The sequence below is a fragment of the Paractinoplanes maris genome (assembly GCF_023544465.1).
Classification (GTDB): Bacteria; Actinomycetota; Actinomycetes; order Mycobacteriales; family Micromonosporaceae; genus Actinoplanes; species Actinoplanes maris.
In genome coordinates, this window is record NZ_JALPVL010000012.1 from 181,122 (window position 1) to 194,681 (window position 13,560).

The 13,560-nt window shown below is 71.7% G+C and carries 14 protein-coding genes; 9 read left to right on the forward strand and 5 right to left on the reverse strand.

Annotation, left to right across the window (positions count from 1 at the left end):
* The first annotated feature begins 10 nt into the window (after positions 1-10).
* From NAG42_RS32155 to NAG42_RS32170, 4 genes are all read left to right on the forward strand, one after another.
* Positions 11-850 carry an Ltp family lipoprotein gene (locus NAG42_RS32155; RefSeq protein WP_250035686.1) on the forward strand — a complete coding sequence of 280 codons (840 nt, stop codon included), beginning with the start codon at positions 11-13 and terminating at the stop codon, positions 848-850.
* A gap of 127 nt (positions 851-977) precedes the next feature.
* Complete coding sequence (locus NAG42_RS32160) at positions 978-1,706, forward strand: ABC transporter ATP-binding protein (protein WP_250035687.1); 729 nt, start codon at positions 978-980, stop codon at positions 1,704-1,706.
* A 1-nt stretch (position 1,707) separates the two neighbouring features.
* Positions 1,708-3,018 carry an ABC transporter permease family protein gene (locus NAG42_RS32165; RefSeq protein ID WP_250035688.1) on the forward strand — a complete coding sequence of 437 codons (1,311 nt, stop codon included), beginning with the start codon at positions 1,708-1,710 and terminating at the stop codon, positions 3,016-3,018.
* A gap of 16 nt (positions 3,019-3,034) precedes the next feature.
* Complete coding sequence (locus NAG42_RS32170; RefSeq protein WP_250035690.1) at positions 3,035-3,523, forward strand: NUDIX domain-containing protein; 489 nt, start codon at positions 3,035-3,037, stop codon at positions 3,521-3,523.
* 566 nt (positions 3,524-4,089) lie between these two features.
* Here the strand turns inward: NAG42_RS32170 and NAG42_RS32175 are convergent.
* From NAG42_RS32175 to NAG42_RS32195, 5 genes are read right to left on the reverse strand one after another with little or no spacing between them, the layout of a single operon-like run.
* Entirely contained in the window at positions 4,090-5,139 is a 1,050-nt protein-coding gene (locus tag NAG42_RS32175) for a VWA domain-containing protein (protein ID WP_250035691.1), read from the reverse strand.
* A complete protein-coding gene (locus NAG42_RS32180; RefSeq protein WP_250035692.1) occupies positions 5,139-6,107 on the reverse strand; it encodes a VWA domain-containing protein in 969 nt (322 codons plus the stop codon). The genes NAG42_RS32175 and NAG42_RS32180 overlap by 1 nt, the downstream gene beginning before the upstream one ends.
* Positions 6,104-7,006: a DUF58 domain-containing protein gene (locus NAG42_RS32185; RefSeq protein ID WP_250035693.1), complete on the reverse strand. Its 903-nt coding sequence runs from the start codon at positions 7,004-7,006 to the stop codon at positions 6,104-6,106. The genes NAG42_RS32180 and NAG42_RS32185 overlap by 4 nt, the downstream gene beginning before the upstream one ends.
* Position 7,007: 1 nt before the next feature.
* A complete protein-coding gene (locus NAG42_RS32190) occupies positions 7,008-8,021 on the reverse strand; it encodes an AAA family ATPase (protein ID WP_250035694.1) in 1,014 nt (337 codons plus the stop codon).
* Positions 8,022-8,058: 37 nt separating this feature from the next.
* Positions 8,059-8,898, reverse strand: a complete 840-nt coding sequence (locus tag NAG42_RS32195) for a S1C family serine protease (RefSeq protein WP_250035695.1) — start codon at positions 8,896-8,898, stop codon at positions 8,059-8,061.
* 92 nt (positions 8,899-8,990) lie between these two features.
* On the opposite strand from NAG42_RS32195, the gene NAG42_RS32200 reads away from it, so the two are divergent.
* The 5 genes from NAG42_RS32200 (at position 8,991) to NAG42_RS32220 (ending at position 13,555) form a co-directional block, all read left to right on the forward strand.
* Positions 8,991-9,485 (forward strand): TspO/MBR family protein, encoded by a 495-nt coding sequence (locus tag NAG42_RS32200; protein WP_250035696.1) that lies wholly within the window; start codon positions 8,991-8,993, stop codon positions 9,483-9,485.
* 69 nt (positions 9,486-9,554) lie between these two features.
* Positions 9,555-11,291, forward strand: a complete 1,737-nt coding sequence (locus NAG42_RS32205) for a beta-propeller fold lactonase family protein (protein WP_250035697.1) — start codon at positions 9,555-9,557, stop codon at positions 11,289-11,291.
* Positions 11,288-11,731: a sigma factor-like helix-turn-helix DNA-binding protein gene (locus NAG42_RS32210; RefSeq protein WP_308201216.1), complete on the forward strand. Its 444-nt coding sequence runs from the start codon at positions 11,288-11,290 to the stop codon at positions 11,729-11,731. Before NAG42_RS32205 ends, NAG42_RS32210 begins: the two co-directional genes overlap by 4 nt.
* Entirely contained in the window at positions 11,728-12,396 is a 669-nt protein-coding gene (locus NAG42_RS32215; protein ID WP_250035698.1) for a zf-HC2 domain-containing protein, read from the forward strand. The genes NAG42_RS32210 and NAG42_RS32215 overlap by 4 nt, the downstream gene beginning before the upstream one ends.
* Positions 12,397-12,469: 73 nt before the next feature.
* Positions 12,470-13,555, forward strand: coding sequence for a hypothetical protein (locus NAG42_RS32220; protein ID WP_250035699.1), 1,086 nt, complete (start codon positions 12,470-12,472; stop codon positions 13,553-13,555).
* Positions 13,556-13,560 lie beyond the last annotated feature (5 nt).

The following is a 13,560-nucleotide window of genomic DNA, read 5'->3' on the forward strand; positions in this document are numbered from 1 at the left end:
GGAGACATTCATGTCCACGCCTGAATACCTTTCTGCCCCAGCTCCGAAGAAGACCATGAGCCGGGGCAAGAAGGCCGGCCTGGTCGGCGGAGGCGTCCTCGCTGGTCTGATCATCATCGGTGTCGCCGCCGGCGGAGGAGGCGAGACGCCCGCCGCAGCACCCGCTGCGGCCGCCACGACCATCAGTTCGGCGAACCAGGAAGCGATCAACAAGCTGCAGGTGTGCATCGACATGACCGTCGGCACCCGTGCTTACGACCCGGCGCTCTGGGACACCACCCTGTGCGGCGAATACCACGGCAATCTCGGCTCCGTGGACCGGCCGACCACCGAGCCGGCCGCCGAAGCCACGACCGAAGCCATCACCGAGCCCGTTGCCGAAGCCACCACCGAGCCCGTCGCGGAGCCGACCGCCGAGCTGACCGTCTCGCAGCAGAACGCCGTCGACAAGGCAGCCGGTTACCTGTCCTCCTCGTCCTTCTCGCGTTCCGGGCTGATCAAGCAGCTCAAGTTCGAGGGCTTCTCCACCAAGGACGCCACCTTCGGCGTGGACGAGCAAAAGGCCAACTGGACTGAACAAGCCGCCGGAAAAGCAGCTGATTACCTGGAGACCAGCCCGTTCTCCCGCTCCGGACTGATCAAGCAGCTCAAGTTCGAAGGCTTCTCGACCAAGCAGGCCACCTCCGGCGTCGACGCGCAGAAAACCAACTGGAATGACCAGGCCGCCAAGAAGGCAGCGGATTATCTGGAAACCAGCTCGTTCTCCCGCTCGGGGTTGATCCGCCAGCTCAAATTCGAGGGCTTCACTGACAAACAGGCCAAATACGGCGTCAAGAAGGTCGGGTTGTAGCCGCCACCCCGCGAGGTGAGCCAAGTCGTGCGACGTAGGCGTGCTGAGCCGCGCTGCGACAGGGAGACGGCATGACGCTCTTCACAGACCATGGTTGTTGTCCCTGGGCAACGGTTTAGATCAACCGATGACCCCCGTCGTCGAGGTGGAGAACCTCACCAAGTCGTTTCCGGCCGCCGGGGGTGACACCGTGCCGGTGCTGCGCGGCATCAGCCTCGAGGTGCCGCCCGGGCAGTTCCTGGCCGTGGTCGGGCCGAGTGGCTCCGGCAAGTCCACCCTGCTCTACTGCATGTCCGCGCTGGAGGCGGCCACCGCCGGCCGGGTGCGCCTGCTCGGTCGGGACACCGGCTCGCTCGGGCGGGGCGCGATCGCGAAGCTGCGCCGTGACCACCTCGGGTTCGTCTTCCAGTCGTACAACCTGATCCCGTCGCTCACCGCCCGCGAGAACGTCGCCCTGCCGGCCCGCCTGGCCCGCCGCCGGATCTCCGGCGCCGACGTCGACCGGGCGCTGGCCGAGGTCGGGCTGACCGAGCGCGCCGGCTATCGCCCGTCCGCGCTCTCCGGCGGGCAGCAGCAGCGGGTCGCCATCGCGCGCGTTCTCGCCGTACGCCCCGATCTGGTCTTCGCCGACGAGCCGACCGGCGCGCTCGACACGGAGTCGGGCGCGCAGGTCCTCGACCTGCTGGCCGGGGTGGCCCGGTCGGGGGAGGGCCGCTCGGTCGTCATGGTGACCCACGACTTGGAGGCGGCCGCGCGCGCCGACCGGGTGCTCGTCCTGCGCGACGGCCTGATCCACCGCGAGCTGACCCATCCGAAGGCCGACGACGTCTTCGCCGCGGTCGCCGGGGCGTCCTGACATGCCGCGCCTCATCGTCAGCGACCTGATCGCCAACGGTCGCATCTGGCTCGGTGCCCTGCTCATCGCGGCGGCCACCGGGCTGGTCGGCGCGGTCGTGGCCAGTGACATCGAGACGGCGTCGGCGGCCGGCGGCAACGACGCGCTCGCCCTCTACGGCATCAGCGGCACGGTCGCGGCCTTCACCGTGGTCACCGCGCTCATCGTCGTCGGCGCGGTCACCAACCTCACGGTGACGTTGCAGCAGCGCGGATATGCCCTGTGGCAACTCGTCGGCCTGCGCCCCGGCCTGGTCCGCCTGGTCGTGACGACCCAGCTGCTGGTGGTGTCCCTCGCCGGCGGCCTCGCCGGCTGCCTGCTCGCCCTGCCCCTGGTCAAACCCCTTTTCCGGTACGGGTTCAGCGGCTCACCCGAGTTGTCGGCGCTCGACCCGAGGCTGACGCCGGCCGGTGCCGTACCCGTCGTCCTGTTCGTAGCCGTGGTGATCACGCTGGGCGGCTTCCGGGGAGCCGGCCGGGCCGCCCACACGCCACCCCTGCAGTCGTTGCGCGAGGTCGAGCCGCCCGACCGCCGGATGACCGTGGCCCGGTGGATCGGCGGCCTGGCCACCGCGGCCGTGGTCGCCGCCATCGTGGCCACCCTGCCCGGCACCGGCCTCGACACGATGGCCGTCCCGCTGATGCTGATCAGCCCGCTCCTGGCCGGCGTGCTGGCCGCGTTCGGCCCGCTGTTCCTGGCCCGCCTGGTGCGGGCCTGGACGTCGTTGCTGCCCGCCACCGCCTCCGCCGCCTGGTTCCTGGCCCGCAACAGCACCGCCGCCAACGTGGGCCGCAGCACCGCCACGATCAGCCCCCTGATGGTCGCCGTAGCCCTGGCCGGCGGCCTCTACACAGCCAACGGCGCCGTGGGTGCCCCCTCGGGCACGCTCTCCACCGGCTCGGTGGTCCTGCTGATCGGTGGCCCCTTGCTCCTGGCCGTCCTGGGCGCCGTAGCCACGGTCTTCATGTCCAGCCGCCGCCGCGACCGCGAGCTGGCCTTGATTCTGGCCGCCGGCGGCACCCCGGCGCTGGTCCTGACCGCAGCCGCCGCCGAAGCCGTCATCTACGTCGGCACCGCCCTGCTCCTGGGCGCCGCCGCCGTAGCCACCACCACCCTGATCGGCGCCTGGTCAGCCGACATGTGGACGGCGGCCGGCGTCGTCCCGTCCCTGACAGTCGCCGCCCTGGCCCTGCTCCTCCTGCTGCTCGCCACAGTCCTCCCCACCGCCCTGGCCCTGCGCCAAGAGATTCCGCGAGTCCTCGCCCCCGAATGACCTCTACCGTCACGACATGACTCAGGGCGACTACTTCGCGTCCCTGCCCCGCAAGCTGGTCGGCGCGGGCGCCCTCATCACCGACGAGGACGGCCGCCTCCTGCTGGTCGAACCCACCTACAAGGACGCGTGGGAGATCCCCGGCGGCGTGGTGGAAGCGGCCGAATCCCCTCGGGCCGGCGTCCAGCGCGAACTGCTGGAAGAACTGGGCCTGCCGATCCCCGTGGGGCAGCTCCTGGTGGTCGACTGGAACCCGCCGCGCCCGGAGGCCCCCGACCGCCCCGACGGCCTGATGTTCGTCTTCGACGCCGGCGTCCTGACTCCTGCCCGAGCCGCCGAGATAACCCTCCCGGCCACGGAGTTACGCAGCTGGCGCTGGTGCACCCCGGCTGAGGCCGAAGCGCTCCTACCCGCCCGCCTGCACCGCCGAATGGCCGCCGCTCTCCAAGCCCGCTCCCTGAACGTCACCGTCTACTTGGAGAACGGCCACCGGCCGACGTCGTGACCGTTCCTTTCGATGTCGGACAGACCTCAGGGGCGCTGCCCCCGAACCCCCGGCCATCGCTGGAGAGCCCCCAAGCCAACGGCCCGCGCTGCGAGAAAAAGCAACCCCAACCACGACAGTCTCGACCGAGCCTGGTTGAGCCAACAAAAAATACGGGAGCCCCTAGCCCATTCCATTCCCATGGATTCGACCACCCAGCACTACCCATCCGCCCCGACGAAGCTCACCCCGCACCAAGCAGCCGCGACCAAAGACGTACGCCGAAGGCGGAAGCAACCGGCATTGTTAAGTTCCCGCAAGCCCCCACCCAGCTCGGCCTGCTCGACGTGACCGCCCAGTTTCGTCCCCAGCGCGGCAGCCAGACCCCTCACCCGTCAGGTGACCGCCGCCGTCACCAGGCAATCAGCAGCCGGCGACCAGAGTCAGAGCCGCCGGCAAGCTCGCCCGCAAGGGCGGAGGCGGGGGTGAGCAAGCAAGGCCGTAGCTGCTTTTCCAGGCCCTGCTTGCTCACCCCCGCCTCCGCCCGTCCACCGCAAGCAAGCCCACCCCACCCAGCCCTCACCGATTCAGCCCCGCCGCCCCCCACGATTCCACCAGAGCGACAGCCCCACCCCACCGACAACCAACACCGAAGCAGCCAGCACAAACCAGAACGTGATCTCAACTTCCTGCTTGCGCAACGTGAATTCACGAGGCAGATCGGTCAGGACATCGGCCAGCTGATCGGCGTCCTCGGCGCGGAAATACCGCCCGCCCGTCGTATCCGCCACCTGCGTCAGCGCTTCTTCGTCGATTTCCATATTTCGCCCCCCTCGGCCGCCACCCCAGCCTCGGCCGCCGCCGAACGGTGAGTCGCCGCCGATCTGGTCGGCTGTGCACACCATCGGTGCCGGCTCCGTCGTTCCGAAGCCGATCGTGTAGACCCGTACCCGGCGCGCCGCCGCCTGTTCCGCCGCGGTTTCCGGGTCCACGCCGGTGGTGTTCGAGCCGTCCGTCAGCACCACGATCGTGTCCGGCTCGTAGTCGCCCAGCTGGCTCGGGGCGTCCAGCTGCACCCCGGTCTTGGCCACCCGAGGGTTGCTTTCCGCAATCGCGTCGATCGACGTCAGGATGGCTTGCCCGATCGCCGTTCCGCGGGCTGTCCGCAGCGTCCCGATCGCGTCCAGCAGCGCGTCTTTGTCTGTTGTGGGCGCCACCAGCAGGCCCGCGATCCCCGAGAACGCGACCAGGCCGATCCTTGTCCCGTCCTCTTGTCGCTGGATGAACTGCTTGGCCGCTTCGGTCGCCACCGTGAACCGGTTGGGTTCGATGTCGGTCGAGCACATCGAGCCGGACACGTCGATGGCCAGCAGCACCGACGTGCTGTTCGAGGGCACCGACACCGAGGCCTGGGGCCGGGCCAGCGCGCCGCCGAGGGCCAGCAGGCCGGCCAGGAAGAGGAACACCGGGATTCTTCGCCGCCAGGACGTACGCCCGGGGAGGGCCGCCCGGATCAGCGCGACGCTGGAGACCGTCACCGCCGCCCGTTTGCGCCGGCGGTTGAACCACCAGCGGATCGCCAGCAGCAGCGGCACCGCCAGCAGCGCGGTCAGGGCCCACGGCCAGCTGAACGACATCAGATGATCCTTCCGTGCCAGCGGGAGCCGAGGACGGCGCCCAGCATGAGCAGCAGCAGGGCGGCGCCGGCGAACGGCGCGGTCAGTTCGAGCGGCTCCTTCTCGGCGGTCAGGCGCAGGTCGATGTCTTTGGTGGTGTCGGTCAGCGTCGCCGCGTCGCCGGCCGGCAGGTAGGCGCCGCCGGTGGTCTGCGCGACCGTGGTCAGCAGGGTCGGGTCGAGTGCCGTGCCGAGCTGGAAGCCGTCCACTTCGACGGTGGAGCCGCGTTCGGTGCCCACGCCCACGGTCTGGATGCGCACTCCGGCGGCGGCCGCGAGTTCGGCCGCGGCCACCACGTCCGGTCCGCCGGTCTCCTGGCCGTCCGAGAAGACCACGATGGTTGCCGACGGCCAGTAGCCGAGCTCGGGTGGCGCCGCGCCCTCCTCGGGCAGGGCGATGGTCTTGCCGGTGATCGTGCCCAGGGCGACCAGGATCGCCTGGCCCAGCGAGGTGCCTCCGCTGGGTGACAACCGGCTGATCGCGGCCAGCGCGGCCTGATGGTCGTCGCTGGGGGCCTGGGTGAGCAGCGCCTGGTCGCCGAAGACGAGTACGCCGACGTCGACCGTGCTGGGCTGGTCGTCGACGAACTCCTTGGCCGCGGCCTGGGCGGCGGCGAGCCGGGTGGGCTGGACGTCGTCGGCTTTCATGCTGTTGGACACGTCGAAGGCCAGCAGCACCGTGCCCGAGACGCGGGGCACGGTGACCTCGGCCTGCGGCCGGGCCAGCCCGACGAGCAGGATCGGCAGGGCGATGAGGATCAGGACGTACGGGAGGTGGCGGCGCACCGCCGCGCGCCGGGTCGGCACACCCGCGAAGCCGGCGCGGGCCAGCGCCGCCGTGCGTTGTCGCTGGATCCGGACGTACGCGAACACGGCCGCGACCGTGACGAGCAGGGCGACCGCGAGCAGCGCCGGGTAGAGGAAGCTCACCGGCGCCCCCGCCCCGAGCGCTGCACCATGTCGATCAGCACTGCCAGCAGGTCCTGGTCGGTGGTGATGCGCTGGGCGCTGACCCCGGCCCGGCGCATGCCGTCGGCCAGTTCGGTCTCGCGGGCGCCGGCCTGGTCGGCCAGCCGGCTGCGCAGCAGCGGGTCACTCGTGTCGACCAGCAGCTGCTCGCCGGTTTCGGCGTCCTCGACCAGGATCACGCCGAGGTCGGGCAGTTCGACCTCGGCCGGGTCGACCACGCGGATCACCACCACCTCGTGCCGGTGGGTGAGCCGGGCCAGCGGCCGGTCCCAGCCCTGCTCGCCGATGAAGTCGCTCATCACGAAGATCAGGCTGCGCCGGCGCGAGGTGGTGGTCGCGGCCAGATGGAGCATGGCGCCGAGGTCGGTCGTCTTGCCGGGCTTGCCCGGGGGTGCCGGCCGCAGCAGCTCGCGGGTGATCCGCAGGACCTGGTCGCGGCCGCCGCGGGGCGGGATGATCTGGTGCCCGGCGTTGTCGTAGAGGATGGCGCCGACCCGGTTGCCGCCGCGGGAGATCAGCCGCGCGATGCTGACGGCCAGCTCGGTGGCGGTCGACTCCTTGCCCGCGCCGCCGCTTGCCGTGGGGCGGCCGAACCGCATCGAGGCCGACCGGTCGATGACCAGCCAGGCGGTCAGCTCGCGATCCTCGGTGTACTGCCGCACGTACGGCTCGTCGAGGCGCGCCGTGACGTTCCAGTCGATGTGGCGGACGTCGTCCTCGGCCGCATACAGCCGCAGGTCGGTGAAGTCGATGCCGGCGCCGTGCCAGGCCGTGCGGTAGTTGCCCTGCAGCCGCCCGTCGAGCCGCCGCCCGAGCCGCCACTCCAGGCGCCGCAGCAGACGATCCGGGGCTGAGCTCATCTCAGCGGCCCCGGCCCGCCGGCTCCGGGATCGCCACGTTGGCCAGGACTTTCTGCAGGATCAGGTCGGCCGTCACGTCGTCCGAGAGGGCCTCGTAGGACAGCACGAGCCGATGCCGCAGAACGTCCAGGGCCAGGTCGGCCAGATCTTCCGGTACGACGTATTCGCGCCCCCGGATGAAGGCGAGCGCCCGGGCCGCGAGCACCAGGCTGATCGACGAGCGGGGGCTGGCGCCGAAGGTCACGTACCGGGAGAGGTCGGTCAGGCCGATGCGGCCCGGATCGCGGGTGGCGTGGGCCAGTTGCACCGCGAACTCGATGAGCGACGGGTCGACGTACACCTGGTCGGCCTGCTGCTGGAGGCCGACCAGCGTCTCGGGGTCGATGATCTTCTGGATCACGGCGGCCGGGCTGAGGGCCCGCTCGACGACCACGAACTCCTCGGTGGCGCTCGGGTAGCCGACGATCACCTTCATCATGAAGCGGTCGATCTGGGCCTCGGGCAGCGGATAGGTGCCCTCGGTCTCGATCGGGTTCTGGGTGGCCATGACCAGGAACGGGTGGGGCACCTGGTGGGTCTCGCGGCCGATGGTGACCTGACGTTCCTGCATCACCTCGAGCAGCGCGGACTGCACTTTGGCGGGCGCCCGGTTGATCTCGTCGGCCAGCAGCAGGTTGGTGAAGACCGGGCCCAGCTGCACCTGGAACTCGCCGGTCGGCTGGTGATAGACGCGGGTGCCGACGATGTCGGCCGGCACCAGGTCGGGGGTGAACTGCACCCGGTGGAAGTCGCCGCCGATCGCCTCGGCCAGCGATTTCACGGCGAGTGTCTTGGCCAGCCCGGGCACCCCCTCGACCAGGATGTGCCCGCGGGCGAGCAGGGCCACGAGCAGCCGTTCGAGCAGGTTGTCCTGGCCCACGATGGTCTTCTTGACCTCGTAGAGGACCTTCTCGATCGGCCCGGCCGAGGCGGGCGGGCCGTCCCAGTGGTAGGCGCCGCGTGCCGGTTGGTTCATGCGTCCGTCCTCAGGTTCTCGTGGCGGAGGAATCGAGTCACAGCGGTGGGTTCTGGCCCTCGCCCTCCCCGGCGCCGAGGGCGGCTCCGATGGGCACGGCGAAGCCGATGCCGATGAACGTGCCGGCGTCGGTCGGGTTGGCCAGGGCCACCACGACACCGATCACCTGGCCCCGGTCGTTGATGAGGGGGCCACCGGAGCTGCCCGGGTTGACGGCCGCGTCGAACTGGATGAGCCCGGCGATGTCGCCGCCCCGGTCCCGGCTGAGCGTGCGCTCGAGGCCCGAGACGACGCCGCTGGTGGTGGTCGCGGTCAGCCCGAGCGGGTTGCCGATCGCCACCACGTCGTCGCCGATCCCCGCGCCGCCACCGAGCACCGCGGGCACCAGCGTCTCGGGGAGCTTGGCCGGTTTGAGGGTGGCGATGTCCTGCGCGGCGCTCGACGTCACGATCTCGGCCGGTGACTCGGTGCCGTCGGCGTAGGCGACGGTGATGCTCTTCGAGCCCTCGACCACGTGGAAGGCGGTGAGGATGGTGCCGTCGGCGTTGGCGACGACGCCGGTGCCGGTGTCGGCGCCGGCTCCGCTGCCGGTGGCCTTGATCAGCACGACCGAGGGGCGCAGGGCCTGGTAGACCTGGGGGACGGTGAGGGGCGCGTCGGAGGCGGAGGGGGAGGCCGACGGGAGCGCGCGGGCCGCGGCCCCGGGGTCGCCGCCGTCGCGCAGCAGCACCACGGCCGTGATCGCGACCGCCCAGGCGGCGATGGCACCGGTCAGGAGCTTGCGGCGCAGACCGGCTTTCCACCACGGTGCCGGTCGGGGTTCGGGCTCGGGTGGTGCCTGCTCCGGACCCGCGGGGCGGAGCACCTCCATCTCCATTCATCGACTGTAGGAGCGTTTTCTCAAAGCTGCCCCAGAGCCGGCCGGGGTTTTCCAGGTGTGGGCTTTTCCGTGGTGGGCATTGCCACGGTATGACCGAAGCGGCCCTTCACCTGCGCTCTCCGCACCGTCGCCGCTGGCTCGCGCTGGCCGGATTCGGGCTGGCCGTCTTTGTGGCCGCCGGGATCGGCGGGCTCGGGGTGAGCGGCACGAGCAACGAGTACAACAGTCTCGAGCAGCCGTCGTTCGCGCCGCCGTCGTGGCTGTTCGGCCCGGTCTGGACCGTGTTGTACGTGATGATCGCGCTGTCCGGGTGGCTGGTCTGGCAGCGGGTGGGCTTCACCCGGCCGCTCTGGCTCTGGTCGGCCCAGCTGGTGCTCAACGCGATCTGGACGCCGCTGTTCTTCGGGGCCGGGCAGTACGGTCTGGCCTTCGCCGAGATCGTGCTGATGTGGCTGATGATCGGCGCGACCGTCGTGACCTTCTGGCGGATCCACCGGCCGGCGGCCGTGCTCCTGCTGCCGTACTGGGCCTGGGTGACCTTTGCCAGCGCGCTCAACTTGGCGATCTGGCTGATGAACCGCTGAGCGTGCCAAAACTGGCGCCACACCTTCCTAAGTGGCGCGTCGTCACTGCAAGATGATCGCGGTGACACTATGAGTGATAACGGGCTGCCGCAGAGTGTGCTGACCGAGATCGGGAGTCCGATCCGGGAGTCCCGCCTGACCGGGGTCGACGAGCTCGCCCGGCTGGCCTGGGGCGCCGACCTCGAGGTGGCGGCGGCGGCCCGGCATGCCCTGCAGCAGATGATGGAGGACGACAGCCGCAGCGTCTCGGCCGCGGCCGCCGCCGCCCTGGAGCGGACGGCCGTCCGGCTCGACCCCGAGCGCGTCGATTTCGGCCCGGTGGTCGCCGACACCCAGCGCATGGTCGCCGACGTGCGCGTCGAGGGTCCGCCGCTGGCCCTGGCCGGCGCCGCGGTCACCGTCTCCGGTCCCGGGCTGCGGGCCATGCTCAGCGATCGCACGCTGCGCATCATGTGGCTGCCCCGCTCCGACTGGCTCGACGGCTCGGTCACCGTGCGCGGCCCGGCCGGCTGGGCCGACGTCCGGGTCACGGGCCAGGTCGCCGACGCGGCCCCCGGGCCCACCTCGCGGGGCGCCGAGCCCGAGGGCCTGCGGACCTACGACGGCGGCATGGTCGCCGGCGGTTACGGCCCGGCCCGGGTCACCGTGCTGCCCGCGCCCCCCTCGTCCGGCCGTCGCCAGCTCGGCACCACGATCCTGGTGGCCATCCTGACCACGCTGGTGGTGCTCGGCGGGGCCGGCGTGGCGATGGCCGTGCTCAACGACGACCGGGCCGAGGCGCCGCCGGCGGCCGCCCTGCCCACCCCGGCCCAGCCGCAGCCGGCCGAGGCCTTCGAGTCCGCCGATCCCGCGACGCCCGCGCCCGAGGTCACCCGGGTGCCGCTGGCCCAGCGGGTGCGGGCCGTGGCCAAGCCCCGGGTGACCGGCACGATCCGGGTCGGCGCCGAGCCCGAGGGTGTCGTCGTCTCGCCCGACGGCCGCACGATCTACGTGGCCAACCAGGACAGCCGCATCCTCTCGATCGTCGACGCCGCCACCCGCAAGGTCACCCCGGTCACTTTGCGGAACACGCCGCGCTTCGTGGCCGTCTCGCGCGACGGCAACACGGTCTTCGCCTCGATGTACGAGGACGACAAGCACACCGGCAGCGGCGTCGCGGTGGTCGACACCCGCAGCGGCAAGGTCCTGCGCTATCTCGACACCGGCCACATGCCCTACACGCTGGCCGTCGCGCCCGACAACAAGCTCTGGGTGCCGATCCACAGCGACGGCCGGCTCGAGATCTTCAGCTCCGGCACGCTGCGCATGATCGCCGAGCTCCCCGTCTCGCCCAACCCGCACGCCGTCGGCTTCTCGAGCGACCAGATGCGCGCCTTCACCGCCAACCACGAGTCGAACGCGGTGGCCGTGGTCGACATGCGCACCAACAAGGTGATCCGGAGCATCCCGGTGGCCCGGGCGCCGCACAGCATCGCCGTCTCGCCCGACGGCCGGCGGGCGCTGGTCGCGGGTTACGAGGCCGACCAGGCCAACCTGATCGACACGGTCACCCTCCAGCGCACCGGGCCGTTCAAAGTGGGTCGTGACCCGCAGAGCGTGGCGTTCTCGGCCGACAGCCGTTACGGCTACACGGTGAACGAGGGCGACGGCACGGTGTCGGTGCTCGACGGGCGTACGGGTGCGATCACGGCGACGGTCAAGGTGGGCAAGAGCCCGCGCACGATCGGGGTCTCGCCCGACGGCCGGGTGGCCTACGTGTCCAACGGCGGCGACAACACCATCTCCGTCCTGCGGGTGGGGGAGTGAGCCGACGCGACCAGGCCGCCGGCGAAGTGCTGGTCCGCCGGCTGTTCGCCGAGCACGGCGCGGCCCTGATGGCGTACGCGATGAGGCTGAGCAGCGACCGGGCGGTGGCCGAGGACCTGGTGCGCGAGACGTTGCTGCGGGCCTGGGCCCAGCCGGCCGCCCTGGGCGACGACCGGGGACCCGTGCGTTCCCACCTGTTCGGCGTGCTGCGCGGGGTCGCCGGCACACCGGCCGCTCCCACCGAGATGCTCGACGCGGTGGGCACGCTTCCGCCCGGCGAGCGCGAGGTACTGAACCAGTTGTACTTCCAGGGGCGTGACGTCAAAGAGGCGGCAGCGTCGCTCGGTCTTCCGGCCGAGACGGTGAAGTCCCGCAGCTATGACGCGTTGCGGCGGCTGCGGGAGGCGCTGACCGGCGTCTCGATGGGAGCAGCGGGATGAGCGGGCACCAGGCGGAGCAGCTCGGGGCGTACGCGCTGGGGGTTCTGGACGGCGACGAGTGGGCCGCCGTGCACGCCCACGTCGAGGACTGCCCGGACTGCCGGCGGGAGGTCGGCGACCTGCGCGAGATCGAGGAACGGCTGGGCGAGATCCCGCCCGAGGCCTTCCTGGAGGGCCCGCCGCCGGGCGGTGACCTGCTGCTGCGCAAAACCCTTCTTCAGGTACGCGCGGAGAGCCGCGGCCACGACCGGCGGCGCCGGACGATCTGGGCGCTGGCGGCGGTGGCGGCCACTCTCCTGGCGGTCACCGGTGGCCTCTACGTCGGCCGGTCCGCCGGCCCACCTGAGCCCGTGGCGCCCGCGGTGGCCGCCGGCCCGCGCGCGATCACCGCGACCGACGCCACCACCGGCACGTCGATGGATGTCACCATCACCCCGGCGGCCGGCTGGGTGCGGCTGCGGGCCACTGTGGCCGGAGTTCCGGCCGGTTCACAGTGCCGTTTGTTCGTCGTCGCGCGCGACGGCTCCCGCGAGTTCGCCGGCAGCTGGCTGGTCGGCACCGGTGCGACCATCGTGGACGGCAGCGCCCTGGTCGCCCCGGCCGACGTGACCGCGGTTCAGGTCGAGACGTATGCGGGTCAGGTTCTGGCGACCGCCCCTATCTAGAACACCGCCGCGACGCCTATCATCAGATCGTGATTGCTCGATCGACTCAGCGTCACGGCGAGAGGGTCCTCCGATGACCAGCGCCGGTTGGTTCGCGCTGGCGATCGTGAGCGTCGGGTCGCTCTGTTACGCGACCGCCTCGATCCTGCAGGGCGTGGGCGCCCGCCGCAGCGTCGGCACCGCGCAGACCATGGCCCATCCGCTCTATCTGGCCGGCATCTTCTTCGACATCCTGGCCTGGGTCGGCGCGATGATCGCGTTGCAGACCCTGGCCGTCTATGTGGTCGAGTCGATCCTGGCCGGCTCGCTGGCCTTCACGGTGCTGGGCGCCCGCGTCGTGCTCGGCTCGCGCCTGCGCCGCCGCGACTCGGTGGCCGTGGCCGTCACGATCCTGTCGCTGACCTCCTTGGCGTTCTCAGCCGGCCCGCAACACGCGGTCCACACCACCAACGAGCTGCGCTTCGCCCTGTGCGGGGCGGCCGCCGCGATGGTCCTGGTCGGTTATGGCGCGGCCAAGGTGAACGCGCCCGGCGGTGTCATCGCCGCCTGCGCCGGCCTCTCCCTGGGCGGGGCCGCCCTGGTCGGCCGCTCGCTGCCGATCCCCGAGGGCGCGAGCGGCGGTCAGGTCGCCCTCGCCCTGCTGACCGAGCCGCTGGTGGCAGCCCTGCTGGTCTTCGCCGGCACCGGCATGACCCTGTATGCCCACGCCCTGCAGCACGGCGACGTCGGCCCGGTGACCGCGATCCACTGGACGGCCGAGGTGATGGCCCCGTCCATCGTCGCCGTCGTCTTCCTGGGCGACACGGTCCGCGAGGGCTGGCTGCTCCCGGCCGGCATCGCGTGCGCGCTGACCGTGGGGGCCGCCGTGGTCCTGGCCACCGCCCCGGCCACGCACGCCACCCATGTGGAGACTCCGGCCGAGCCCGTCCCCGCCGGTCCGGCCGCTCTGCCGCCGCATGCCCCGCGTCACGCCCTGGCTGCCCCGCCGCTGCCGGTGCTGCCCCAGCCGACCGGCGAGCGGATCATCTGGTGGGGCCCGCCGCCCATCTGGCGCCCGCCGGACCGGGGGCGCCCGGTCGACCCCACCTACCGCGCGCTGGCCCTGCCCGCCGCCGCGGCTCCCCGTTTCGTCTGGGCCGCACCACCCCGCCGCCGCTGAGGCCG

What these genes read in the sequence shown, in the direction of transcription:
- NAG42_RS32155 (WP_250035686.1), top strand. Translation starts at nt 11, where the DNA reads ATGTCCACGCCTGAATACCTTTCTGCCCCAGCTCCGAAGAAGACCATG.
- NAG42_RS32160 (WP_250035687.1), top strand. Translation starts at nt 978, where the DNA reads ATGACCCCCGTCGTCGAGGTGGAGAACCTCACCAAGTCGTTTCCGGCC.
- NAG42_RS32165 (WP_250035688.1), top strand. Translation starts at nt 1,708, where the DNA reads ATGCCGCGCCTCATCGTCAGCGACCTGATCGCCAACGGTCGCATCTGG.
- NAG42_RS32170 (WP_250035690.1), top strand. Translation starts at nt 3,035, where the DNA reads ATGACTCAGGGCGACTACTTCGCGTCCCTGCCCCGCAAGCTGGTCGGC.
- NAG42_RS32175 (WP_250035691.1), bottom strand. Translation starts at nt 5,139, where the DNA reads ATGTCGTTCAGCTGGCCGTGGGCCCTGACCGCGCTGCTGGCGGTGCCG.
- NAG42_RS32185 (WP_250035693.1), bottom strand. Translation starts at nt 7,006, where the DNA reads ATGAGCTCAGCCCCGGATCGTCTGCTGCGGCGCCTGGAGTGGCGGCTC.
- NAG42_RS32190 (WP_250035694.1), bottom strand. Translation starts at nt 8,021, where the DNA reads ATGAACCAACCGGCACGCGGCGCCTACCACTGGGACGGCCCGCCCGCC.
- NAG42_RS32195 (WP_250035695.1), bottom strand. Translation starts at nt 8,898, where the DNA reads ATGGAGATGGAGGTGCTCCGCCCCGCGGGTCCGGAGCAGGCACCACCC.
- NAG42_RS32200 (WP_250035696.1), top strand. Translation starts at nt 8,991, where the DNA reads ATGACCGAAGCGGCCCTTCACCTGCGCTCTCCGCACCGTCGCCGCTGG.
- NAG42_RS32205 (WP_250035697.1), top strand. Translation starts at nt 9,555, where the DNA reads ATGAGTGATAACGGGCTGCCGCAGAGTGTGCTGACCGAGATCGGGAGT.
- NAG42_RS32215 (WP_250035698.1), top strand. Translation starts at nt 11,728, where the DNA reads ATGAGCGGGCACCAGGCGGAGCAGCTCGGGGCGTACGCGCTGGGGGTT.
- NAG42_RS32220 (WP_250035699.1), top strand. Translation starts at nt 12,470, where the DNA reads ATGACCAGCGCCGGTTGGTTCGCGCTGGCGATCGTGAGCGTCGGGTCG.